Consider the following 20,755-nt stretch of genomic DNA (forward strand, 5'->3'; position numbering starts at 1 on the left):
AGAGTATGACTTCAATTAAAGTTCACTGTTTAGTGAGTTGTTTTTGTGAAATTATAAAAAGGCGTAGCGATATAGATTTCCGTCCATTTTATTTCGGATTATGGGATGGAGATTTTGATATAACAGAAGGCGGGGTTATTTCTTATCATTCCGAAAACATTAACCATGATAACTACTTACTCTGGTATGAAAAATTGTATGGTATTAAAGTGAACGAATGGTACGATCATTCAAAAGATAAAAGTAGCAATGTAGAAACATTTTTAGAATTAGTAGAAAATAAGCCGGAAAATCGTTACGTAATTGTAATGGTTGATATGTCTTTATTGCCTGAGAGAGAAAATAAGTTTCATCAAAAACCGTTTCCGCATTACTTAATGATATCGAAGACAGAGAAAGAAGATGAATGGTTCATGCTTGATCCTGATTTTCGCTGGGAAGGGAATATGGAAAGAGAAAAAGTGCTCCATTCTGTTAAAGATAACCCATTTGGTGGAGGTTATTTCATTGATATAGAAGGAATTCAGGAGCCAACACAAGAGATGGTAGAAAGTTATTTCATGGAAACATTCAAAAAGAATGATAACAAACTAACTATGGAATTAAAAAATTTAATAATAAAAATGGTAAATGAAGAGGATGGGTATTCACTTTCCAGGCTCGTAACGGCAGTAAAGCAAATACCCGTATTGGCAATACGTAAATATAGCTATGAACATGCCTTTGCATACTTCCGTGAAACTCTACAATATTCGGAGCAAGAATTTGATTATTGGTGTGATCGAGTGGAAGACATTGTACAAGGATTTACAAATGTACAGTACCGCGCAATCAAAATGGTAATGACAAACGATAAAGATATGTTAATCCCAATTGTTGAGAAGCTTAATGAAATGAATACAATTGAACTGCAGATTAAGGATGAATTAGAGAAACAGTTTCTGTCATGGAAAGACATGATAACAAGTCAGTCTGTCTTAACTAATACAAGTTCATTGAATATAAGATAAGGGAGTTCAAACCAATGAAATATTCGCTATGTACAATTTCATTTCGCCATCAACTAATTTCATTTACTGATATTGTTCAATTTGCATACGAAAACGATTTTGAAGGAATTGAGTTGTGGGGGACCCATGCACAAAATTTATATATACAAGAGCGTGAAACGACAGAACGAGAAATAGATTATTTAAAGGATAAAAATTTAGAAGTTACGATGATAAGTGATTACTTGGACATATCATTATTAGCAGATTTTCAAAAAACGATGGAAAAATGTGAACAGTTGGTAACACTAGCTAATTGGTTTAATACAAATAAAATTCGTACGTTTGCTGGGCAAAAAGGTAGTGAGGATTTCTTGGAACAAGAGAGAAAAGAGTATGTGAAGCGAATTCGCATGATTTGTGATTTATTTGCTCAGCACAATATGTATATACTATTAGAAACACATCCAAATACGTTAACGGATACTTTACCGTCTACTTTGAAATTGTTAGAAGAAGTAAATCATCCATATTTAAAAATAAACCTTGATTTTCTTCATATATGGGAGTCTGGTGCAGACCCGATAGATAGTTTCCAGCGACTAAAGCCGTGGATACAACATTACCATTTTAAGAATATATCATCAGCGGAGTATTTACACGTGTTTGAACCAAATAATGTATATGCCGCTGCTGGAAGTCGTATAGGAATGGTCCCATTATTTGAAGGTATAGTAAATTATGATGAAATCATCCGGGAAGTGAGAGATACTAATCATTTTGCTTCGCTTGAATGGTTTGGGCATAATGCGAAAGATATATTGAAAGAAGAAATGAGAGCATTAACAAGTAGAAAATTAGAAGTAGTAACCTCATAAGATGAAATGATGTAAGAGTCTTGTTTAAGAGACTCTTTTTTTATGGAATAAATAACCAAAAATTACCATGTATTTAATTTCGGATTTGGTACAATTTAATATATATAAGGAGGTGATCGGTAATGGCTAGAAATCGTAACGCTAATCAATTAGCATCACATGGAGCACAAGCAGCTCTAGATCAAATGAAATATGAAATTGCACAAGAGTTTGGTGTACAGCTTGGGGCTGATACTTCTTCACGTGCAAACGGTTCTGTAGGCGGTGAAATTACAAAGCGCCTTGTAGCGATGGCAGAACAACAGCTTGGTGGCGGATATACTCGCTAAATGTAGAAGGTTATAGGAGAAAGGAAGGATTCTTCCTTTCTTTTTTATTTTCAATTAATTGGTATGGATATATTGTGAACAGGATTCAAAGAATAGGAGTAATGCTATATTTTACCCAATTTCTTTTGTTGTAAATGGAAAGTAGTAAAGATGAAATAGCCCTGGTGGAATGTAAACATAATTTCCAGCAGGGCTATTACATGGTAAGAAATATATGATGAAAGGTTCCGAAATCAACATGTTAAAAAAAGAAAACTGTTGTTTAATTGCACTTGCATCAGTTCCACTTGTTATGACGTTAGGTAATTCAATGCTTATTCCAATCCTGCCAACCATTGAAAAGAAATTACATATTTCATCTTTCCAGGTATCCATGATTATTACAATTTATTCTATCATTGCAATTATACTTATACCGATTGCTGGTTATTTATCAGATAGATGGGGACGAAAGATGGTAATGGTTCCAAGTTTATTAATTGCAGCTATTGGAGGAGCGATAACGGGCTGGGTATCATGGAAAGTTGATAACCCTTACGTTTGGATTCTTATCGGAAGAGCAATTCAAGGGATAGGTGCTGCGGGTGCTATGCCAGTTGTCATACCATGTGTAGGTGATTTATACAAAGATGAAAAACAGGTTAGTGCAGGTTTAGGAATCATTGAGACGTCAAATACATTTGGAAAAGTATTGAGTCCTATATTAGGATCAGCTCTTGCAGCTCTTGTATGGTTCTTACCATTTTGGGCGATTCCAGTTTTATGTGTAATATCGATTGTTTTATTACTGGTACTAGTAAAGGCGAAGAAACAAGAAGAAGAAGTCCCACCACTTAAAGAATTTATTCAATCTATTATCTCTACGTTTCGAGAAAAGGGAAGATGGTTAATTGCCATTTTTATACTAGGTGCAATTATTATGCTTATTTTATTCGGAATACTTTTTTATCTGTCAACTATACTGGAGTCGAAGTACGATATTCATGGTATATGGAAAGGGTGTGTACTCGCTATTCCTTTACTTGTACTATCACTTAGCTCATATATGGCTGGTAAAAAAATTGGAGATAAACAAGATATTATGAAAAAGTGTATCTATATTGGATTTTTACTGGCTGCTGCATCTGTCTTCTTACCTTTATTTCTAAAAGGAATCTATTTGCTACTTCTTTGTCTCGTTATTATGGGGGGAGGAATTGGTATGGCGTTACCGTGTCTAGATGCTCTTATTACACAAGGGATTGAAAAAGAGCAGAGGGGGACAGTTACGTCATTTTATAGTTCAATGCGATTTATCGGTGTAGCAGCTGGACCACCCCTGTATTCTTTTTTTATGAAAGGGGCGGACCATGAAGTATTTTATTTAACAAGCATCTTCGCTGCTATTGGTGCGGTCATAGCAATTATTTGGATTAAACCAGCAAAAGATACAATGATGGTAAAACAGAAGCCGGAACCAACGTCATAATCCGAAAGAGAATTGCATGTTAATTACACAACATGCAATTCTCTTTAATTAGTTAGGAAAAATAACTTGTTTTAACATATAAAATGCGACTCCCCATATGATTAGCCCTGAAAATTTATTTAATACTGTAATCGTTTTTCCTGTCGAGTCTAATCCTTTTAGAAATTTTCCAGCAAAAGCTAAACTAATAAACCAAATCCAAGAAACTATAATTGTTGCAAAAGTGAAAGCCCATTTCTCACTTCCTATGTACTGTATAGAGTTTGTTCCGATTACACCAATTGTATCTAAAATTGCGTGTGGATTTAGTAATGAAACCGATGCGGTGAAAATAATTTGATTTTTTAAAGGCATGCTTTTTTCTTGCTTTACATCATTTGAAGGATCGCTTCTCCAAATAACCCAGCCCATATACATAAGAAAGAAAAATCCAATCATATACAGAGTGGTTGTTAACCAAGAAAAAGTAAGGAGTACAAGGGATACACCTTGTACAGCAATTAATATTAATAATGTATCACATATAGATGCAGTCAAGACTACAGGAGCAGCTCGCCAAATATTTGGTTGACTCGCGCCTTGATTAAAGACGAAAACATTTTGGACACCTAATGGAATGATAAGACCAAATGCAAGGATGATACCGTGAATAATTGCTTCACTCATCATATTACCTCCTACTTAATGTGATTAGTTATGATAGTGTATATTGTATAGAAGAAATGAAAATTTGTATCCATCCATATGGTTGGATAGGTTACCAACCATAAAGTATGTGAGGTGATATAGTGGAAAGGCTCGTTTGGAAACCTAATATGTCTTCGTCTATTCCTTTATATAAACAAATAGAATCTTATATAAAAGAAAGAATTGTTAATGGGGAATGGACAGTTGGAACTAAATTACCTTCACAAAGAAGTTTGGCGCATACGTTTGAAGTGAATCGAAGTACAATTGTAATGGCTTTCGATGAATTAGTAGCAAAAGGGTATATTGAGGGGAATGGCCGGAAGGGAACAATTGTTATAAATAATAGTGAGAGTACTTCTACATATGCCCCGCCTCCAAACTGGCAGTCTTATGTAGAAACAGGACTTCATTATCCGAATCTTCCTGCTGTACAAGAGATTAATCAAGCTGAATTTACTCCCAATGTAATTCGATTAGGAACAGGTGAACTTTCACCGAGTCTCTTGCCTGAGAAAAAGATGAAGGGTATTATTAGTAAAATTTTACAATCAAATGTTACACTTGGGTATGAGGAACCGAAAGGGAATCTCCATTTAAGAAAAAAAATTGCGGAATATTTAAAAGGGCATGGGGTATATGTATCTCCTGACTCTATTTTAATTGTTTCGGGGGCAATTCAAGCACTGCAACTTATTTCTATGGGTCTTCTTCCGAAAGGAGCGTCAATTTTATTAGAAAAACCATCATATTTATATTCGCTTAATGTATTTCAATCAGCAGGAATGCGCTTGATTGGAATACCAATGAATGAGAATGGTATAAATACTTCATATATTACAAAATATAAGAAACAATTTAACGCATCTATTTTATATACAATCCCATCTTTTCATAATCCGACCAATTTTAGTATGAACGCTAAGAAGAGGGAAGAAGTGATGGAGATATGTAATGAAATTGGATTGCCTATTATTGAGGACGCGGTATATCAAGATTTATGGTTCGATGCACCAGTTTCAAAGCCTTTAAAGGCATATGATAAAAATGGTATCGTGCTACATATTGGAAGTATGTCCAAAGTCATTAGTCCTGGTTTAAGAATTGGATGGGTTGTTGGATCAGAATCCGTTATTCAAAGATTAGCAGATATAAAAATGCAAACTGATTATGGTTCAAGTTCTATATCCCAGCAAATTGCAGCGGAGTGGTTTGAAAATGGATTGTATGATGAACATTTACATTTTGTAAGAAGTGAATTGAAAAAACGTAGAGATTTTATGATAAGTATGTTAGAAAAGTATTGTAGTGGCATTGCAACTTGGCATGAGCCAGTAGGAAGCTTTTACATTTGGCTACATATAAATCTACCAATTTCGAATCGTAGTTTATTTGACAAAGCTTTGCAAGAAAAGGTGTTATTAAACCCAGGCACTTTGTATGATAGAAGTGCTAACCAATTTTTACGTCTTTCTTATTCCTATGCAACTATAGAAGAAATTGAAGTTGGAATAAAAAAGATCGCGCAATTAATTAAAGGGTAAAAGGAGAAAACCATGAAACAATATGTGATTTGCCAAATGATTGATGGAGATAAATATTTAGCTGCTTATGCGGAAACAAAACAGGATGCAATTGAAAAAGCAGAATTATTAGGGTTAAGAACTGGAAATCGTTACATAGTAATTACCGCAGAAGAAGCAGAAGGGTTAACTTATCCTTAAATAATGGGAGAGTACATAAGAAGTAAATAAGCCTAATAATGTACTATATTATTAGGCTTATTTACTATTAAAGTGTGATAGGGAAAATAATATAATTATGAGTCAAGTTGACGGAAATACCGATTTGTTTTTCGATCCTGATTTCCGTCTCTATATTCATCAACATATTGCCTGAAGTTCCAAGATTGTAAAAACTTATTAGCGGCATTATAACCAGAGTTATAGAGCCATTCTTTCTCTTCTTTAGTTAATTGAAAATTAGTACTTGTAATGGTTCCTGTTGGAATTGTAATAGTTCTAGCCTTCGATTCTTTATCTAAATGACGTAAATCATGAGCTTGCATCATCGTTTTAAATAGTCCTTTGAACATGGAAATAGGTTCTTCATAGTGGGCGGGATCAGCTTGAATCTCATCTTTTACAAAATGAAATCCAAAGGTAGGCCAGCGAGGAGAAGTCGGTGAATCGAAAATCCAAATTGGATAATTACTTAAAATACCGCCGTCAACCATATAACAAGGTTGTTTCCATTTTGGTGTTCTCCATTTCACTGGTTCGAAGAAGAAAGGAATGGTTCCACTCATTCTTACTGCTTTAGCGATAGAGAAGCGATAATTTAAAAATCCGTAGTTTGGCAAGTCATCGGGAAAAATAACCATTTTACCATTGCTTATATCTGAAGCGATAATTTTGAGTTTATTCAAATCGGGTAAGTCTGTAAACAAATGAATTCCTTTTTTTCTAAGCAGGTCTTCTAGCCATTCTTCGAGAAATACATTTGAATAAATACCTAGAGTAGACCAAGCGCTTAATCCTTTACCAATAAAGGGGATTCTATCAAGAAAAGTTTTTTTAGTGAATTTTTCATAATCAATGTCTGTTACAATCGTTTTTAATTCGGAACAGGAGTATCCTGCTGCTAAAAGCGCTGCAATAATAGCGCCGGCTGATGTTCCAGCTAAACGTTCCCATTCATAACCTTTTTCGGCTAACGCGCAAATTGCCCCTACATGAGCAATTCCGCGTACACCGCCTCCCTCGAAAACACCATCAATCTTCATTAAACATACTTCCTTTCAGATGGAAAATTTGAAAATGGCAAAAAAGCACGTATTGTACGCGCTTTTTTACAATAGTTTTTAAGTTTACTAGCAGCCTACAAAGCCGCCCCAACAGCTAGCTCCAATGATGATTAGAAGGATAAATAAAACGATTAATAAAGCGAAACCTCCATAACCGCAACCACCACCGCAACTACCGCCGTAACCGTAACCACCGCCGTAACCACCGCAACTATATCCGTAACCCATGTGGAATTCCTCCTTATATTAAAAGTGAAAATGAACGAGGGAAAGTATACTGTAAGAAATTATGAGATATCATGTTTGTAGGAACAATGTATACTATGCTCTTTTAAACTTGTTCGCGTACGAGGGAAGAGCCCGTTTTTTCTTGAGCTTGTTGAATTTACAATGAATGAAGTATAATCTTTGTGCTATGATACAAATAAGTATGTAAATGTAAGGAGAATTTATGGAACAGAAAATTGAAGTATTAATTGATAAATATGAACTAACACATTTGAAACAGGAGCTTGTAAATACTATATTTCCTTGTATAAAAGTTGTGCCAAAGGTGCAGGAGACAATCGGAAAAGGTAGTTCAAAAATGGGCGGAGTTCCTGATTTGCCAAATACATTTGAATATCCAACATACAAAGAGAATCCGTTACGTTTTATCGCACAATTTAATTTAAGTGATTTACAAAACGTTGGTATGGATCACAATCTTCCTAAGACAGGGATGTTATATTTCTTTAGTATTGAAAATTACTTTGAAGAAGATGTAAATCCAAACGAAGCGGGACGTGTGCTTTATTATGATATCCCTGTAGAGCAATTACGTAGAGCAGATGAAGTTCAGGGGGAATTTAATCAATGTGCAATTTCATTTGAACTGACGTATAAATTACCTGAGCTTTTCATTGAAGATGAGGCGGATTCAGATCGTTTCTTGCAATTACTTGAAGAGCTAATCCCAGACAACTATGATAATCATCAAATGTTTGGAGAACCATTCTCTGTACAAGATGAGGTATTGTATGAGACTGGACAATATATGGGAATAGATCCACAGCATATGACGCTCTTATTCCAAATTGATTCAGATACTAAAAATTGTAATATGATGTGGGGAGATTTAGGGATGCTTTATTTCTGTATTGGAAATGAAGACTTGAAAAATCGCCAGTTTGAAAATACATGCTGTGTATTACAAACTTGTTAATGAAGAAGGTTGTTCTTGTAAAAAGAACAACCTTTTTACAATGTTAAATATGCATAATCTCATATGACCTATTTTGAAAAGTATTGTATACTCTGAAACTATACGATACTTTTTCGTATAGTTATAGAATGTAAGGAGTGACAAGATGAGAAAGCCAAATAAGTATGTGACAGTTGCCCTGCTTTGTTCAACAATTGTAATGGGTGGCTTACACGCGTCGTCTGTATCTTACGCAGCTACGAAATCGACTGTAGTTACTACACAATCAGATGCTAAATTATTAAATGATTTTCGAAAAGAATTAAAAAAACATATTGATAATCGAGATGAAAATATTACAATCGCATATAAAACAAAAGATAGAAATGCTAGAGATGTTATGGACCAGTTATACAAAGAATATAATAAAATTGTAGATGCTGATGAGTATGTAAAATATAATGTAGCGTCTACTAAATATTCTATAAAAGGGATGCCTGGGAATTATACATTTACATTACAAGTGAAGTATCGTGAATCAAAAGAGCAAACACAGTATGTAAAGTCTCAGGCGAAAGCAATTGTAAATTCTATCATTAAACAAGGCATGGATGAACATGAAAAAGTGAAAGCTATTCATGATTATGTTGTGAAACAAGTATCATATGATACGTCTTATCAAGCATATACAGCGTATGAAGCGTTAGCGAATCGTTCTGCCGTTTGCCAAGGATATACATTGTTAACATATCAATTACTAAAAGAAGCAGGTATTCAAAATCATATTGTAACAGGTACAGGGAATGGACAAGCTCATGCATGGAATTTAGTGAACATTGATAACAAGTGGTACCACCTTGATACTACATTCGATGATCCGGTGCCAGATAAAGCTGGGCGCGTAACATATTCATATTTTAATATGTCTGATGACCAATTAAGCAAAGACCATGAATGGGATCGTAGTAAATATCCAGCGGCAACTACAAGTTACTTCAACGAATTAACAAGCAAAATAAAAGCCGGTAGTTCAAAAACTGCTGTATATGAACAAATGTTAAAAGAAACAAATTTAAAGTATTTATCTGCACAATATGGAGCGGAAAATTACAATGAGTTTAAGAAAAAATTACAGCAACAATTTGCTTCCAAGCCAGAAAAAGTAGAAGTACGATATAAGCAGTCAATGGATGGAACGATGCAAGATATAAAGAAAGTATTAAATGAAGTAACTTGGCCAAAAGGTGCAAAGCGTGTATCTTATCAAGTTGCGCCATATAGTGCAATGACAGGTTATTCATTAGCGACAATTACATTTACGTATTAATGAAAAAGAGCATCTTTAAAAGGTGCTCTTTTTGCGTTTGATTCTAAATAGAGGATGTGATAGCTGAATGAATTTGTTCGAAAATAATATATATGTATTGATATATTTTTGTCTAGTAATCGGGCTTATCGTTTTGTTTTTTGTATCATTTACTCTGTTTATTAAAAGATTATTGCAAAACAACACTATGAAAAAACAACACGTGATCAATATGAATCAGAAGTTAGATCGGATTATTGAATTGCTTGAAAAAGATAAAAAAGAATGATGGAAGATGGATAAAAAGGAGAAGCAGATGGCGAATTATATAAAGGAATTACGTGAAAAAATAGGGCATGATTATGTTATTTTGAATTTTGCAGGTGGTTGTGTATTTAATGAATTTGGTGAAGTGCTTCTGCAAAAAAGAGGAGACTTTAATGCTTGGGGATTTCCGGGCGGTGCAATGGAAATTGGGGAGTCTGCTGCAGAAACTGCGATCCGAGAAATTAAAGAAGAAACAGGATATGATGTGGAAATTGATGAGCTCATTGGTGTGTATACGAAATATTTTCAAACATATCCGAATGGAGATCAGGCACAGGCAATTGTAATATTCTTTAGGTTTTCAATCGTTGGAGGGAACAAAAAAATAGACGGTGATGAAACATTAGATCTGAAGTTTTTCCCGTTAGACAAAATGCCGCCATTGTTTAATAAACAACATGAAGATTGTTTGCAGGATTTATTAGAGAAAAGAGTAGGGGTATTTCGTTAATATATAGAAAAAGAAGCTAATTTCCATTTAGCTTCTTTTTCTATATAATTTACTTCCACCAATCATCAAACATAGATGCTGGGACTTGTCTTTTATGTTCACTCACTTTGTAACGCTTCTCGATCTTTTCAGCAACGTCAGCTGGAACGGATTTACCTTCTAAATAGTCATCTAATTGATCGTAAGTAATACCTAATTCTGTTTCATCAGCTTGACCTGGTTTTTCATCTAATAAATCAGCTGTTGGCATTTTTAAGTAAAGTCGCTCGTCTGCACCTAACTCTTGTAATAAAGCACGTCCTTGGCGCTTCGTTAAACCTGTTAATGGTAATAAATCTGCACCGCCATCTCCGAATTTTGTAAAGAATCCTGTTACAGCTTCAGCCGCGTGATCAGTTCCGATAACAAGTAATCCTTGTTGTCCGCCGATTGCATATTGTGTAACCATGCGAATACGTGCTTTTACGTTTCCTTTATTGAAATCTGTTAATGATTCACCTAATAAGTTTTCATATTGATTTGAGAAGGAATCAACAGTTGAAGCGATATCAAAAGCAACAGATTGATCAGCTTGAATAAATTGTAATGCTAATTGTGCATCATCTTCATCTTTTTGTACTTTGTACGGAAGACGTACGGAGATAAATGTTGCGTTACCACCTTCATTACGAACTTCTTCGACTGCAAGCTGCGCTAAACGTCCTGCAAGTGTAGAGTCTTGTCCGCCGCTAATTCCAAGTACAAATCCTTTAGCACCTGTTTTTCTTACATAATCCTTTAAGAAATCAATTCGTTTACGAATTTCTACTTTCGGATCAATTACAGGTTGAACATGTAATGCTTTCATAATTTGTTCTTGTAATGTCATTATGTTTTCCTCCTATTCATATTAAAGCGGTAAATAAGTTTATATGTATATTGGAACATACTTCTATCCTTTATTATTTCGCAAAACTAACGAATATACAATAGAATGCGTGTATGAATATGAATGAAGTTATTATAAAAAAATTGTTTTGTATAAGCAATTTTTTTAAACCTTTCAATAATGTAAGGTTTTTGTCATTTGAATCGATGGAAGGTATTTCCGTACTTTACTAATATAAAAGCATAGTTAGTAGAAGGGCGGAGAAGTAGTATGAACAGTAGAGAACTCGCATTTCGAAATGTAACGCGAAATAGACGAACATACTCAGCTTATTTTTTGAGTAGTGCATTTGCCATTATGGCCTTTTTTGTGTATTCATTTTTTGCGTTCCATCCGGCATTAAGTGCTGGACAATTAGGACAGTACGTATTCGTAAGTATGTCTTTTGCACAGTCTATTATTTACTTGTTTACATTTTTCTTCATTTTATATTCTATGGGAATGTTTTTAAAAACGAGAAAACGTGAGCTAGGGATATTAATGATGCTTGGAATGACGAAATATCAATTAAAGCGTCTTATCTTCTTTGAAAATATCATGATTGGAATAGGGGCAATTATTTTCGGGATTCTTTCAGGTATGCTGTTTTCAGGAGTACTAATTTTTGTAGCCCCAATGATATTAAAACTAGATATTTCCTTATCCTATTACATACCGATGAAAGCGATAGTTGTAACGAGTATTATGTTTTTCATATTATTTATTATCATTTCCTTATTTAGTGCCGGAATGGTTCGTAAAAATAAAATTATGAAATTGTTTAGAGGATCAGCAGAGGCGAAGCCAGAACCGAAAGCATCAATTATTTCTTCTATATTAGCAGTAGTATTGCTTAGTGCTGGTTATGCAGGCGCTCTTATGTCACATGGTGCAATGGTATTTATTATGATGATTCCTGTTACAACGGTAGTCACTATCGGTACGTATTTGCTGTACAAGCAGTTGAGCGTCTTTATTATTCGATTATGTAAAAAAAGTAAACGTTTCTATTGGACACAGACAAATATTATTACTTTGTCAGATTTAGCATACCGTATGAGAGATAATGCAAGGATGTTCTTTATTGTAACAATTATTTCAACAGTAGCATTTTCAGCAATAGGTACATTGGTTGGGTTTGCTTCGATGACGAAAGAAATTATGGACAGACCAATTGCGTTTCACTATCATTCTAAGCAAGGTAATAGCAATGAGTCACAGCATCTGAAGATTATTGACGAAGGATTAAAGAAACATAATATAGCAGCTTCAAAAATAAATATTTCATCGAAGACAACGGAGGAGCAGTCGTTAAGAAACGCCAGTTTTATAAAAGAATCAGATTATAAGGAGTATGCGAAGTTAACGGGGGAACCGTTCAATACTTTATCAGACAAAGAAGCCTTATTTCTATCAGTAGAAATACCAGGGCCACCGATAAAGGAAAGAAAAGAAATTTCTTTCCAAAATGCCAATGAGCCCTTAAATGTGAAAAAAGTTAATGATTCTTCACTAAGTAAAATACTTATGGGTAATGTGTATGTAATCTCTAAAAATCAATATGATTCATTACAAGATGGATTTAAAGAAGAAAAAGATTATATGTATAAAACAAAAGGAACGAAAGATGAAATTGAGGTTGGTAAAGAGCTTACGAATCAGATTAAGCCTTATCAAGAACATGCAACGTTTAGTGCAGAAGAGTACGATCAAAATCAAAGTTTACAAATCGCAGGACCCATTTTATTTGTAGGTTTCTTTATTGGTATTGTATTTTTCGTTTGTGCAGGAAGCTTCCTTTACTTCCGCTTATTTTCTGATTTGGAGGACGATACTCGTTTATTTGAAATGATTCGAAAAGTTGGATTGACGAGAGGCGAATTATCGAAAGTAGTCACAATCCGCTTAGCGCTTTTATTCTTCGTTCCAGTTGGAGTTGCAACATTACACGGGGCAGTAGCATTAACTGCGTTAGGACAGATGTTTGAGTACTCACTGTTTAAAGAAAATACAATTGTATTAAGTATTTTTGTAAGTATTCAAGTTGTATACTTCTTAATTATACGATCTCGTTATTTAAAACAATTGAAAGAAAGATTGAATATTCGTTAAATGTGTTTTTTTAACTTTTGTACTATATTTTCTAAAAAGAGTAAGCCATTACCAAATATATAGTGATAAAATGAAAATAGCGAGGTGAAAAAAATTAATAGAGAGTAAGGGGGGAGTAACATGAAAGCAACAGGAATTATTCGAAAAGTAGATGAATTGGGACGGATAGTTATTCCTAAAGAATTACGAGATGTATTAGGAATACAAATTAAATCACCACTTGAAATTTTTGTAGAAGAAGACAAAGTCATTTTACAAAAATATCAACCTTACAATGCTTGTCAAATAACAGGTGATGTTTCAGACCAAAATATTTCATTAGCAAATGGAAGCATTACTGTTAGTATAGAAGGCGCAAAACATGTAATAAAAGAAATTGAGCAGTTTTTGAACAAGAGTGAGATTTAGTCTTAATTTATTATTCTTTTGAAAAACTGAAAAAGAAAAGGACCATAATCGGTCCTTTTCTTTTGTTTATTGAGAAATATTTGAGAGAAAGGGAAATGGAACGAATAAAACGAATGTTAAATCTAAACGTATTCAATAGTGGTCTGAAATGAAAATAATACATTTTCAGGAGGGATTACGATGAATAGTAGTACAGCGAATAAACAAAAAGGCATTAAATTAATTCCGTTTACTGTAAATAAAGTGGTTGAGCAAGTAAATGAAATTCCACCAGGTGTACAACTGATTCATGCTCCGCAAGTATGGGAAAAGAGTGCGAAAGGGAAAGATATTGTCGTTGCCGTTTTAGATACAGGTTGTGATATAAATCATGTAGATTTAAAAGATCGTATTATTGGTGGGAGAAATTTCACGAAAGATTATGAAGGTGATTCGAAAATTTATCTTGATAATAATGGCCATGGTACTCATGTAGCAGGGACAATCGCAGCAACCGAAAACGGAGTGGGTGTATTAGGTGTAGCACCACTTGCTAAAATGTTAGTTTTAAAAGTATTAGCTGGAGATGGTTCTGGAAGCTATGAACAAATTATCGAGGCCATTCATTATGCTGTAAATTGGAGAGGACCGAATAAAGAGAAAGTGAGAATTATTTCAATGTCACTTGGTGGCCCGCAAGATGTACCAGAGTTACATGAAGCTATTCAAAATGCGGTAAAACAAGACGTACTTGTCGTATGCGCTGCTGGAAATGATGGAGATTGTAACGATGATACTTCAGAATTAGATTTTCCAGGTGCTTATTCTGAAGTAATTGAAGTAGGTGCTGTTAATTTAGAGCGGAAAATTTCATGCTTTAGTAATTCAAATCAAGAAATTGATTTAGTAGCGCCGGGTGATGAAATACTGTCTACGTATCCAGAGGGGAAATATGCAGTATTAAGTGGTACTTCAATGGCGACGCCGCATGTCGCTGGGGCGCTAGCACTTCTCATAAAGCAGTGTGAGAGAGAGTACGGTAGAAAATTATCAGAGCCGGAAATATACGCGCAACTTATAAAAAGGACTGTACCTTTAGGGTATGAACGTACATCTGAAGGGAATGGATTAATAGATTTGCTAAAAGAATAGGAATTATTAAAAACCATCTCATATTCATATGAGATGGTTTTTAGTATGGTTCTGTAGCGTTTAATACAACATCTAATAAACCGGGGAATCTAGCATTTAAGTCTTCTTCACGAATTGAAATGAAACGTTGTGGAAAATAGTTTAAGAAGATTACAGACAGAGTATATTGATTTATATTATTTACATTTTACAAACTCTGAAACAAGTTACATAGATTCAATTGGAGAACTGATCCGTTTAAAAGAAGAGGGGAAAATCCGTTCAATTGGGATATCAAATGTAAATGTAGAACAATTAAAAGAGGCGAATCAATATGGAGATATAGATGTTGTACAATCGCCTTACAATATGTTGGATCGCACTGCAGAGGAAGAACTATTACCGTATTGTATAGAAGCTGGTATTTCATTTATACCGTATGGACCTCTTGCCTTTGGAATATTAGGTGGTAAATATACAGAAGATTTTAAATTGAACAAAGTCGATTGGCGCCAAAGTGTAAATCTATTTGAAGAAAATACATATAAGAGTAACTTTAAGAAAGTTGAAAAGTTAAAAGACTTAGCTAAAGAAAATAATATTGAAGTATCTCATTTAGCGTTAGCATGGTTATTAAACAAAAAAGGAATTGATACTGTTATTCCTGGCGGAAAGCGAGTAGCGCAAATAAGAGAAAGTGTTAGAGCAGTGGACGTTTTATTGAGTGAGATGGATATGAAGAAAATCAAATCTATATTAGAGGAATAATAGAAAAGAGGGGTATTACCCTCTTTTCATATATAAGGAGATGGCAAAAATGAAAGGGAGTTGCACCATAGAAGCGTTCTAAAGAAAAAGCACTGTTTTAGTTATGTACTAAAACAGTGCTTTTCGCTTAGATTGAACGGTTGCTGCATTTTCATCATGTATGCCTGCTTCTTCAGTAATTCGTTTTTTTACTTTATTTAATAGATGGTCTACTGCTTCACCAAAATAATTAGCTTCGCTTTTTGTGCGGGCTTCTCGTAAACATTTATAGTTTTCTAGCAGTTCCTCTTTTTCGGAGTTTGTTAAGAAATCTTCTATTTTCTTTTTTGTCATACGAAACACCCTTTCTTCTGACAAACGACGCAATAGAAAATATTTATTTTTCATTATAACAATAATTTTTAAAGAAAGTATAGATTAACGTCGTAATAATTTGTCAATTTCTTGGATTTTCTCATCAGCTTTCCCAATTTGTGAATTTTTAGCCTGTTCACCACCTAGAGCTTGATGAAGTAAAAATGTTTGGCCTGAAATAGCGGTTACAATAGATACTTTTATAATTTCTTTAATTAAGGTGACATCGAATAAAACAAGTCCAAGAAGTGCAGCTAGGCTACCGGTAAATATATCGGTTAAAAACCCAAAGTGGAAAAACGTTTTTAAACGGCGTGGAAGCAATAACTTACCTTGGTTATTGATCAGATGGGAAACGAAGCCAGTAACGCCACCAACAAGAACAGCAGTTAGCCATTGATACATTTCCATCGAATCCACTCCTTTTAGTGAATAAGATTCGTTTACTAAATATATATTCCTTTTTAAATTTTATATAAGCATATTGAGAAAGTTTGTTCTGGCTAATTGCTTGTTCAATTAAATTATAACAGAAAAATCTGATATATTTCAGTCTATTATATGAAGCCTTTTTTCATTAATATGAATTCAGAAAGGGGTGCGTGAAATGTATATAGATTATCGAATAAGAAGTGTAGATGGTTATACAAAAAATATAGGGGAACTTGTAAGTATGATGGAGCATACGCGGGCAGTAACATTACAGGAAATAGAGGATTTAGCAGTGGAGCAATTGGATTTAATAATGCCGAGTGGTGAGAATTCAATTGGTGCTTTACTAAAGCATATAGCGGCTATAGAAAAAGTCCATCAGCTTATTTCTTTTCAAAATCGTGATTTTACAAAAGAAGAATTAGAAATATGGGAAGATGCACTGTATTTAGGGGAAGCGGGGAGATCTATCCGTGGTTATGAAATACAGTATTATGTACAACTTTTACAGAAAGTTCGAGAGGAAACAATAGAGTGTTTGAGACAAAAGGATGATGAATGGCTAATGTCAGAAAGAAAGTGGCCTAATGACGTAGCGTATAATCAGCACTACCTTTGGTTTCACGTGCTAGAAGATGAAATTAGTCATCGTGGACAAATTAAAATGTTAAAAAACAAGTTATTTGAAAACTATGTTAAATAATGTAGCTTTTTAATGAGATATTCCATATAATGAGAGTAATTAAAATTAGAACGGAGTGATGTATTATGGCGAATATGACTGATATGAATAATAAATCAAATACAAAGGTGGATGGAAAGGGCGATATTATATAAGATAGTTCGCAATCCTTCCACTTAGTACAAACTAGGGAGGATATTTATTTGAATCAAAATATTTTAGAATCGTTCGGCTGGGATTCATTTTTTGAAGAGCAAGCTGTAGAGAAGAATTATGAAGTAGGGCGTATTTTACTTGAGCATAAGCATATATATCGCATTATTTGTAGTGATGGTGAATATATGGCAGAACTGTCTGGGAAGTTTCGGCATGAAGCGTCAACGAAGGGGGATTATCCGGCAGTTGGTGATTGGGTGTATATAAAGAAAATAGAAAATGAGAAAAAGGCAATTATTCACCGTATTTTTCCGAGAAGAAGTTCTTTTTCAAGACAAGAAGCTGGTAACAGAACTGAAGAACAAATTATCGCAACAAATGTAGATTATCTATTTTTAGTGAATGCACTTAACCATGATTTCAACGTAAGAAGGATGGAACGTTATTTGCTGGTGGCTTATGAGAGCGGTGCAATGCCTGTTATTGTTTTAACGAAGAGTAGTTTATGTGAAGATGTGGAACAGAAGATTGCAGAAACTGAAGCGGTAGCAATCGGTGTTCCGATATTTGTTGTTGATAGCTTAGTGTATGTCGGAATAGAATCATTGCAACAATTTGTTTCACCAGGAAAAACAATTGCTTTAGTTGGATCTTCAGGTGCAGGGAAATCTACTTTGTTAAATGCATTAATAGGAACAGATGTAGCAAAAACCGGAGATATACGTGAAGAAGATAGTAAAGGAAGGCATACGACAACTCACCGTGAATTGTTCCAATTACCGAGTGGCGGTTTAGTAATTGACACGCCTGGTATGAGGGAACTTCAGCTTTGGGAAGGAAGCGCGGCAATTCAAACTACATTTTCCGATATTGAAGATCTTGCAAATACTTGCCGCTTTCGAGATTGTAAACATGAAGGTGAACCAGGATGTGCAGTGCGAAGTGCTATAGATAACGGAACTATACCCGTAGAGCGCTTACTAAGCTATAAAAAACTGCAAAGAGAATTGGCATATGTTATGAGAAAACAAAACATTACTCTGGCAAGAGCGGAACGAGATAGATGGAAAAAGGTTTCTAAACAACATAAAAAAATGTAAAAAACCAAAGGGCTTGTTCCTTTGGTTTTTTTGTATTTGTAAATTTTATAATAATGTTATTCGTATATATAGACAAAAGAAATTAATTTGTTTAAACTTTACAAAGTGTTCATCAAAACAAGTTATAAAAATAGAAACTAAGGAATGGAATATATTCAAAATTAGCTCTATTTAATCTTTAAAGCTTAATATTGAAATGCAGGAGGTTTATAATGAGTAAACTAGTAAGTTGGTTTAGAGATATGAAAGTAGCAAAAAAGCTATTAATTTCATTTTTTGTTATATTAATTGCGGCAGTCTCTATTATTGGGGGCATGTCGTATCAAACAGCTAAAAAGAATTTTGAATCACAAATTATGAGTAGCGCTCAGGATAATATAAAAATATTGGATAATTTAATCAATCAAATGATTGAAGCGAAATTCAACGATGTAAATAATTTTGCACGAGTGATTCATAGTGATATGTATCAAGGAGATAATCAGGATGAACTAAGAAAAACATTATCCCAATATATTAGTTTGAACAAAGATGTAGAACAAGTGTATGTTGCTGGAAACGATAAAAAATTTGTACAAGAACCAAATATACAAATGGCAGCAGATTATGATCCAACAGCGCGTTCTTGGTATAAAGATGCAGTGAATAAGCAAGGTGGAATTGTTGTCACTGAACCATATAAGGCACAAGGGAATGGACATATTGTCGTAACAATCGCAAAACAAACTGAAGATAAAAATGGTGTTATTGCGGTAGATTTAAGTTTAGATAATTTATTAAAAACAACAAAGTTAATCAATATTGGTAAAAAAGGCTATGCTTTCATTTTAGATGGAAAACAAAAAATAATTGCTCACCCTCAAGAAAAATCGGGTGACAAGGCAGATGATTCTTGGGGAAAGAAAATATACGAAGATAACCATGGCACTTTTTCATACACTTATGGTGGTAGTGAAAAGAAAATGGTATTCGCGACAAATTTAAAAACAGGTTGGAAAATTGCGGGGACGATGTATTCAAATGAAGTAGTTGAAGCTGCTCAACCTGTATTTTATAATATGTTAATTGTAATGTTTATTTCATTAGTTGTAGGCGGAGCGCTTATTTATTTCGTGACACTTTCTATTACCAAACCTTTAAAACAATTAGTTGTCACTTCTAAAGAAATAAGCGAAGGGGACTTAACTCAAACGATTCAAATACATTCAAATGATGAAATTGGACAACTTGCTAAAGGTTTTAATGAGATGACTCATTCACTACGTACATTAATTGGAAGAATTAATACTTCAGCAGGGCATGTTGCAGCTGCATCTGAAGAGTTAACAGCAAGTGTGAGACAGGCGAGTGAAGCGACTGAACAAATTACATCAGCAATGGATGAAATATCAAGTGGTGCAACGACGCAAAACGCAAGCGTAGAAAATGGTGCTATGTTACTGTTTGATGTAACAGAAGGGATTCAGCATGTAGCAAATAGCTCATCATCTATTAATACTGCTTCTGCTCACACTCGCGAAAAAGCAGAAGATGGCGGAAAGCTAGTTGGAAAAACAGTAAATCAAATGCAATCTATTGCGGAATCTGTTTCACAGTCAGATGCTGTTATTCAGTTGTTGAATAACAAATCAAAGCAAATTGGTGATATTTTAGAAGTCATTCAAAATATTGCAGATCAGACAAATCTTCTAGCTTTAAATGCAGCAATTGAGGCTGCAAGAGCTGGTGAGCATGGAAGAGGCTTTGCAATCGTTGCTGATGAAGTACGAAAATTAGCAGAACAATCTAGTGTATCATCAAGTGAAATTAGTAAATTAATTTGTGAAATACAAGACGATATGAGCAAGACAGTAAAGTCTATGAATAATGTAAATGAAGAAGTGCAATCTGGACTTGTTATTGCAAATGAAACGAAACAAAATTTTGCTGAGATTTTACAATCTACAAATGAAATTGTTGATCAAATTAAAACGATGGTTGAAACGGCTAATGGAATGTCAAAAGGTGCAAATGAAGTATCCATTTCAGTTGGCCAAATTGCAATGACAGCACAAAATAACGCGACGAGTACACAAAGTGTTGCAGCGTCAGCTGAGGAGCAGCTAGCTTCCATGGAGGAAATTGGTTCTGCAGCTGGTACACTAGCTCAAATGGCTGAAGAGTTACAAGTATTAATTGAAAGATTTAAAGTATAAAAAGGGGAGGCTGTCTCAAAATAGCATTAGTGTTATTAGAGACAGTCTTTTAGCTGATAAACGGATTAGAGGTTCAATGTATGTAATGTTTGTCGAAAAATAGAGGG

Annotated in this window: 22 protein-coding genes and 2 pseudogenes; 17 read left to right on the forward strand and 7 right to left on the reverse strand. The window is 34.2% G+C overall.

The annotated features are described in order from the left end of the window. Positions 1 to 5 precede the first annotated feature (5 nt). From MHB76_RS09540 to MHB76_RS09555, 4 genes are all read left to right on the forward strand, one after another. Positions 6 to 1,010: a DUF6005 family protein gene (locus MHB76_RS09540; protein ID WP_002158240.1), complete on the forward strand. Its 1,005-nt coding sequence runs from the start codon at positions 6 to 8 to the stop codon at positions 1,008 to 1,010. Between the two features lie 14 nt (positions 1,011 to 1,024). Continuing rightward, a complete protein-coding gene (locus MHB76_RS09545) occupies positions 1,025 to 1,867 on the forward strand; it encodes a sugar phosphate isomerase/epimerase family protein (protein WP_002158239.1) in 843 nt (280 codons plus the stop codon). Between the two features lie 122 nt (positions 1,868 to 1,989). After that, the gene (locus MHB76_RS09550) at positions 1,990 to 2,196 is read left to right on the forward strand and encodes an alpha/beta-type small acid-soluble spore protein (RefSeq protein WP_000113539.1); all 207 of its coding nucleotides are present in this window, start codon (positions 1,990 to 1,992) and stop codon (positions 2,194 to 2,196) included. Between the two features lie 217 nt (positions 2,197 to 2,413). Further along, complete coding sequence (locus MHB76_RS09555) at positions 2,414 to 3,664, forward strand: MFS transporter (protein ID WP_340988153.1); 1,251 nt, start codon at positions 2,414 to 2,416, stop codon at positions 3,662 to 3,664. Between the two features lie 48 nt (positions 3,665 to 3,712). Here the strand turns inward: MHB76_RS09555 and MHB76_RS09560 are convergent, their stop codons facing one another. Further along, the gene (locus MHB76_RS09560; protein WP_340988155.1) at positions 3,713 to 4,330 is read right to left on the reverse strand and encodes a LysE/ArgO family amino acid transporter; all 618 of its coding nucleotides are present in this window, start codon (positions 4,328 to 4,330) and stop codon (positions 3,713 to 3,715) included. 122 nt (positions 4,331 to 4,452) lie between these two features. Here MHB76_RS09560 and MHB76_RS09565 point away from each other — a divergent pair, with 122 nt between their 5' ends. Both MHB76_RS09565 and MHB76_RS09570 read left to right on the forward strand, forming a co-directional pair. Further along, entirely contained in the window at positions 4,453 to 5,895 is a 1,443-nt protein-coding gene (locus MHB76_RS09565) for an aminotransferase-like domain-containing protein (protein ID WP_340986308.1), read from the forward strand. A gap of 12 nt (positions 5,896 to 5,907) precedes the next feature. Next, positions 5,908 to 6,075, forward strand: a complete 168-nt coding sequence (locus MHB76_RS09570; protein ID WP_000816387.1) for a DUF3933 family protein — start codon at positions 5,908 to 5,910, stop codon at positions 6,073 to 6,075. Between the two features lie 95 nt (positions 6,076 to 6,170). Here MHB76_RS09570 and MHB76_RS09575 read toward each other — a convergent pair whose 3' ends face one another. Both MHB76_RS09575 and MHB76_RS09580 read right to left on the reverse strand, forming a co-directional pair. After that, positions 6,171 to 7,136: a patatin-like phospholipase family protein gene (locus tag MHB76_RS09575; protein ID WP_078181412.1), complete on the reverse strand. Its 966-nt coding sequence runs from the start codon at positions 7,134 to 7,136 to the stop codon at positions 6,171 to 6,173. Between the two features lie 87 nt (positions 7,137 to 7,223). Further along, on the reverse strand, positions 7,224 to 7,385 hold the full coding sequence (locus MHB76_RS09580) for a YjcZ family sporulation protein (RefSeq protein WP_002012392.1): 162 nt from the start codon (positions 7,383 to 7,385) through the stop codon (positions 7,224 to 7,226). Between the two features lie 223 nt (positions 7,386 to 7,608). Here MHB76_RS09580 and MHB76_RS09585 point away from each other — a divergent pair, with 223 nt between their 5' ends. The 4 genes from MHB76_RS09585 (at position 7,609) to MHB76_RS09600 (ending at position 10,424) form a co-directional block, all read left to right on the forward strand. Beyond that, positions 7,609 to 8,361: a YwqG family protein gene (locus tag MHB76_RS09585; RefSeq protein WP_002158233.1), complete on the forward strand. Its 753-nt coding sequence runs from the start codon at positions 7,609 to 7,611 to the stop codon at positions 8,359 to 8,361. Positions 8,362 to 8,506: 145 nt separating this feature from the next. Beyond that, positions 8,507 to 9,667 (forward strand): transglutaminase domain-containing protein, encoded by a 1,161-nt coding sequence (locus MHB76_RS09590; protein WP_340986311.1) that lies wholly within the window; start codon positions 8,507 to 8,509, stop codon positions 9,665 to 9,667. 67 nt (positions 9,668 to 9,734) lie between these two features. Further along, positions 9,735 to 9,935 (forward strand): DUF4083 domain-containing protein, encoded by a 201-nt coding sequence (locus tag MHB76_RS09595; RefSeq protein WP_340986312.1) that lies wholly within the window; start codon positions 9,735 to 9,737, stop codon positions 9,933 to 9,935. Between the two features lie 27 nt (positions 9,936 to 9,962). Continuing rightward, positions 9,963 to 10,424: an NUDIX hydrolase gene (locus MHB76_RS09600; RefSeq protein ID WP_002158230.1), complete on the forward strand. Its 462-nt coding sequence runs from the start codon at positions 9,963 to 9,965 to the stop codon at positions 10,422 to 10,424. A 49-nt stretch (positions 10,425 to 10,473) separates the two neighbouring features. Here the strand turns inward: MHB76_RS09600 and nadE are convergent, their stop codons facing one another. Then, entirely contained in the window at positions 10,474 to 11,292 is an 819-nt protein-coding gene (nadE, locus tag MHB76_RS09605; protein ID WP_002158229.1) for an ammonia-dependent NAD(+) synthetase, read from the reverse strand. Between the two features lie 270 nt (positions 11,293 to 11,562). Here nadE and MHB76_RS09610 point away from each other — a divergent pair, with 270 nt between their 5' ends. The 3 genes from MHB76_RS09610 to MHB76_RS09620 all read left to right on the forward strand — a co-directional run bounded on the left by MHB76_RS09610 (position 11,563) and on the right by MHB76_RS09620 (position 14,982). Continuing rightward, complete coding sequence (locus tag MHB76_RS09610; protein ID WP_340986316.1) at positions 11,563 to 13,443, forward strand: FtsX-like permease family protein; 1,881 nt, start codon at positions 11,563 to 11,565, stop codon at positions 13,441 to 13,443. A 120-nt stretch (positions 13,444 to 13,563) separates the two neighbouring features. Continuing rightward, positions 13,564 to 13,851 (forward strand): AbrB/MazE/SpoVT family DNA-binding domain-containing protein, encoded by a 288-nt coding sequence (locus tag MHB76_RS09615; RefSeq protein ID WP_002148618.1) that lies wholly within the window; start codon positions 13,564 to 13,566, stop codon positions 13,849 to 13,851. 180 nt (positions 13,852 to 14,031) lie between these two features. Then, a complete protein-coding gene (locus MHB76_RS09620) occupies positions 14,032 to 14,982 on the forward strand; it encodes a serine protease (protein WP_002158227.1) in 951 nt (316 codons plus the stop codon). A 40-nt stretch (positions 14,983 to 15,022) separates the two neighbouring features. On the opposite strand, the pseudogene MHB76_RS09625 reads toward MHB76_RS09620, so the two are convergent. Beyond that, positions 15,023 to 15,112: pseudogene (locus tag MHB76_RS09625) on the reverse strand (transcriptional regulator); the annotation flags it as partial. On the opposite strand from MHB76_RS09625, the pseudogene MHB76_RS09630 reads away from it, so the two are divergent. Further along, positions 15,106 to 15,729: pseudogene (locus MHB76_RS09630) on the forward strand (aldo/keto reductase); the annotation flags it as partial. The pseudogenes MHB76_RS09625 and MHB76_RS09630 overlap by 7 nt on opposite strands. A 108-nt stretch (positions 15,730 to 15,837) precedes the next feature. Here the strand turns inward: MHB76_RS09630 and MHB76_RS09635 are convergent. Together MHB76_RS09635 and MHB76_RS09640 are read right to left on the reverse strand one after the other, a co-directional pair. Next, on the reverse strand, positions 15,838 to 16,062 hold the full coding sequence (locus MHB76_RS09635; RefSeq protein ID WP_002158225.1) for a hypothetical protein: 225 nt from the start codon (positions 16,060 to 16,062) through the stop codon (positions 15,838 to 15,840). An 84-nt stretch (positions 16,063 to 16,146) separates the two neighbouring features. Beyond that, entirely contained in the window at positions 16,147 to 16,494 is a 348-nt protein-coding gene (locus tag MHB76_RS09640) for a DUF4257 domain-containing protein (RefSeq protein WP_002158224.1), read from the reverse strand. Positions 16,495 to 16,690: 196 nt separating this feature from the next. Here MHB76_RS09640 and MHB76_RS09645 point away from each other — a divergent pair, with 196 nt between their 5' ends. The 3 genes from MHB76_RS09645 (at position 16,691) to MHB76_RS09655 (ending at position 20,648) form a co-directional block, all read left to right on the forward strand. Further along, positions 16,691 to 17,218 carry a DinB family protein gene (locus MHB76_RS09645; RefSeq protein ID WP_078173215.1) on the forward strand — a complete coding sequence of 176 codons (528 nt, stop codon included), beginning with the start codon at positions 16,691 to 16,693 and terminating at the stop codon, positions 17,216 to 17,218. A gap of 182 nt (positions 17,219 to 17,400) precedes the next feature. Further along, positions 17,401 to 18,453 (forward strand): ribosome small subunit-dependent GTPase A, encoded by a 1,053-nt coding sequence (gene rsgA, locus MHB76_RS09650; protein WP_088078385.1) that lies wholly within the window; start codon positions 17,401 to 17,403, stop codon positions 18,451 to 18,453. A gap of 212 nt (positions 18,454 to 18,665) precedes the next feature. Further along, positions 18,666 to 20,648 (forward strand): HAMP domain-containing methyl-accepting chemotaxis protein, encoded by a 1,983-nt coding sequence (locus tag MHB76_RS09655; protein WP_078173217.1) that lies wholly within the window; start codon positions 18,666 to 18,668, stop codon positions 20,646 to 20,648. Positions 20,649 to 20,755 lie beyond the last annotated feature (107 nt).

Source organism: Bacillus sp. FSL M7-1345 (assembly GCF_038006985.1).
Taxonomy (GTDB): Bacteria; Bacillota; Bacilli; order Bacillales; family Bacillaceae_G; genus Bacillus_A; species Bacillus_A cereus_U.

Bases quoted from the DNA above. Each gene is read 5' to 3' on its own strand.
- MHB76_RS09540 (WP_002158240.1), top strand. From the start codon at position 6: ATGACTTCAATTAAAGTTCACTGTTTAGTGAGTTGTTTTTGTGAAATT.
- MHB76_RS09545 (WP_002158239.1), top strand. From the start codon at position 1,025: ATGAAATATTCGCTATGTACAATTTCATTTCGCCATCAACTAATTTCA.
- MHB76_RS09550 (WP_000113539.1), top strand. From the start codon at position 1,990: ATGGCTAGAAATCGTAACGCTAATCAATTAGCATCACATGGAGCACAA.
- MHB76_RS09555 (WP_340988153.1), top strand. From the start codon at position 2,414: ATGAAAGGTTCCGAAATCAACATGTTAAAAAAAGAAAACTGTTGTTTA.
- MHB76_RS09560 (WP_340988155.1), bottom strand. From the start codon at position 4,330: ATGAGTGAAGCAATTATTCACGGTATCATCCTTGCATTTGGTCTTATC.
- MHB76_RS09570 (WP_000816387.1), top strand. From the start codon at position 5,908: ATGAAACAATATGTGATTTGCCAAATGATTGATGGAGATAAATATTTA.
- MHB76_RS09575 (WP_078181412.1), bottom strand. From the start codon at position 7,136: ATGAAGATTGATGGTGTTTTCGAGGGAGGCGGTGTACGCGGAATTGCT.
- MHB76_RS09580 (WP_002012392.1), bottom strand. From the start codon at position 7,385: ATGGGTTACGGATATAGTTGCGGTGGTTACGGCGGTGGTTACGGTTAC.
- MHB76_RS09585 (WP_002158233.1), top strand. From the start codon at position 7,609: ATGGAACAGAAAATTGAAGTATTAATTGATAAATATGAACTAACACAT.
- MHB76_RS09590 (WP_340986311.1), top strand. From the start codon at position 8,507: ATGAGAAAGCCAAATAAGTATGTGACAGTTGCCCTGCTTTGTTCAACA.
- MHB76_RS09595 (WP_340986312.1), top strand. From the start codon at position 9,735: ATGAATTTGTTCGAAAATAATATATATGTATTGATATATTTTTGTCTA.
- MHB76_RS09600 (WP_002158230.1), top strand. From the start codon at position 9,963: ATGGCGAATTATATAAAGGAATTACGTGAAAAAATAGGGCATGATTAT.
- nadE (WP_002158229.1), bottom strand. From the start codon at position 11,292: ATGACATTACAAGAACAAATTATGAAAGCATTACATGTTCAACCTGTA.
- MHB76_RS09610 (WP_340986316.1), top strand. From the start codon at position 11,563: ATGAACAGTAGAGAACTCGCATTTCGAAATGTAACGCGAAATAGACGA.
- MHB76_RS09615 (WP_002148618.1), top strand. From the start codon at position 13,564: ATGAAAGCAACAGGAATTATTCGAAAAGTAGATGAATTGGGACGGATA.
- MHB76_RS09620 (WP_002158227.1), top strand. From the start codon at position 14,032: ATGAATAGTAGTACAGCGAATAAACAAAAAGGCATTAAATTAATTCCG.
- MHB76_RS09635 (WP_002158225.1), bottom strand. From the start codon at position 16,062: ATGACAAAAAAGAAAATAGAAGATTTCTTAACAAACTCCGAAAAAGAG.
- MHB76_RS09640 (WP_002158224.1), bottom strand. From the start codon at position 16,494: ATGGAAATGTATCAATGGCTAACTGCTGTTCTTGTTGGTGGCGTTACT.
- MHB76_RS09645 (WP_078173215.1), top strand. From the start codon at position 16,691: ATGTATATAGATTATCGAATAAGAAGTGTAGATGGTTATACAAAAAAT.
- MHB76_RS09655 (WP_078173217.1), top strand. From the start codon at position 18,666: ATGAGTAAACTAGTAAGTTGGTTTAGAGATATGAAAGTAGCAAAAAAG.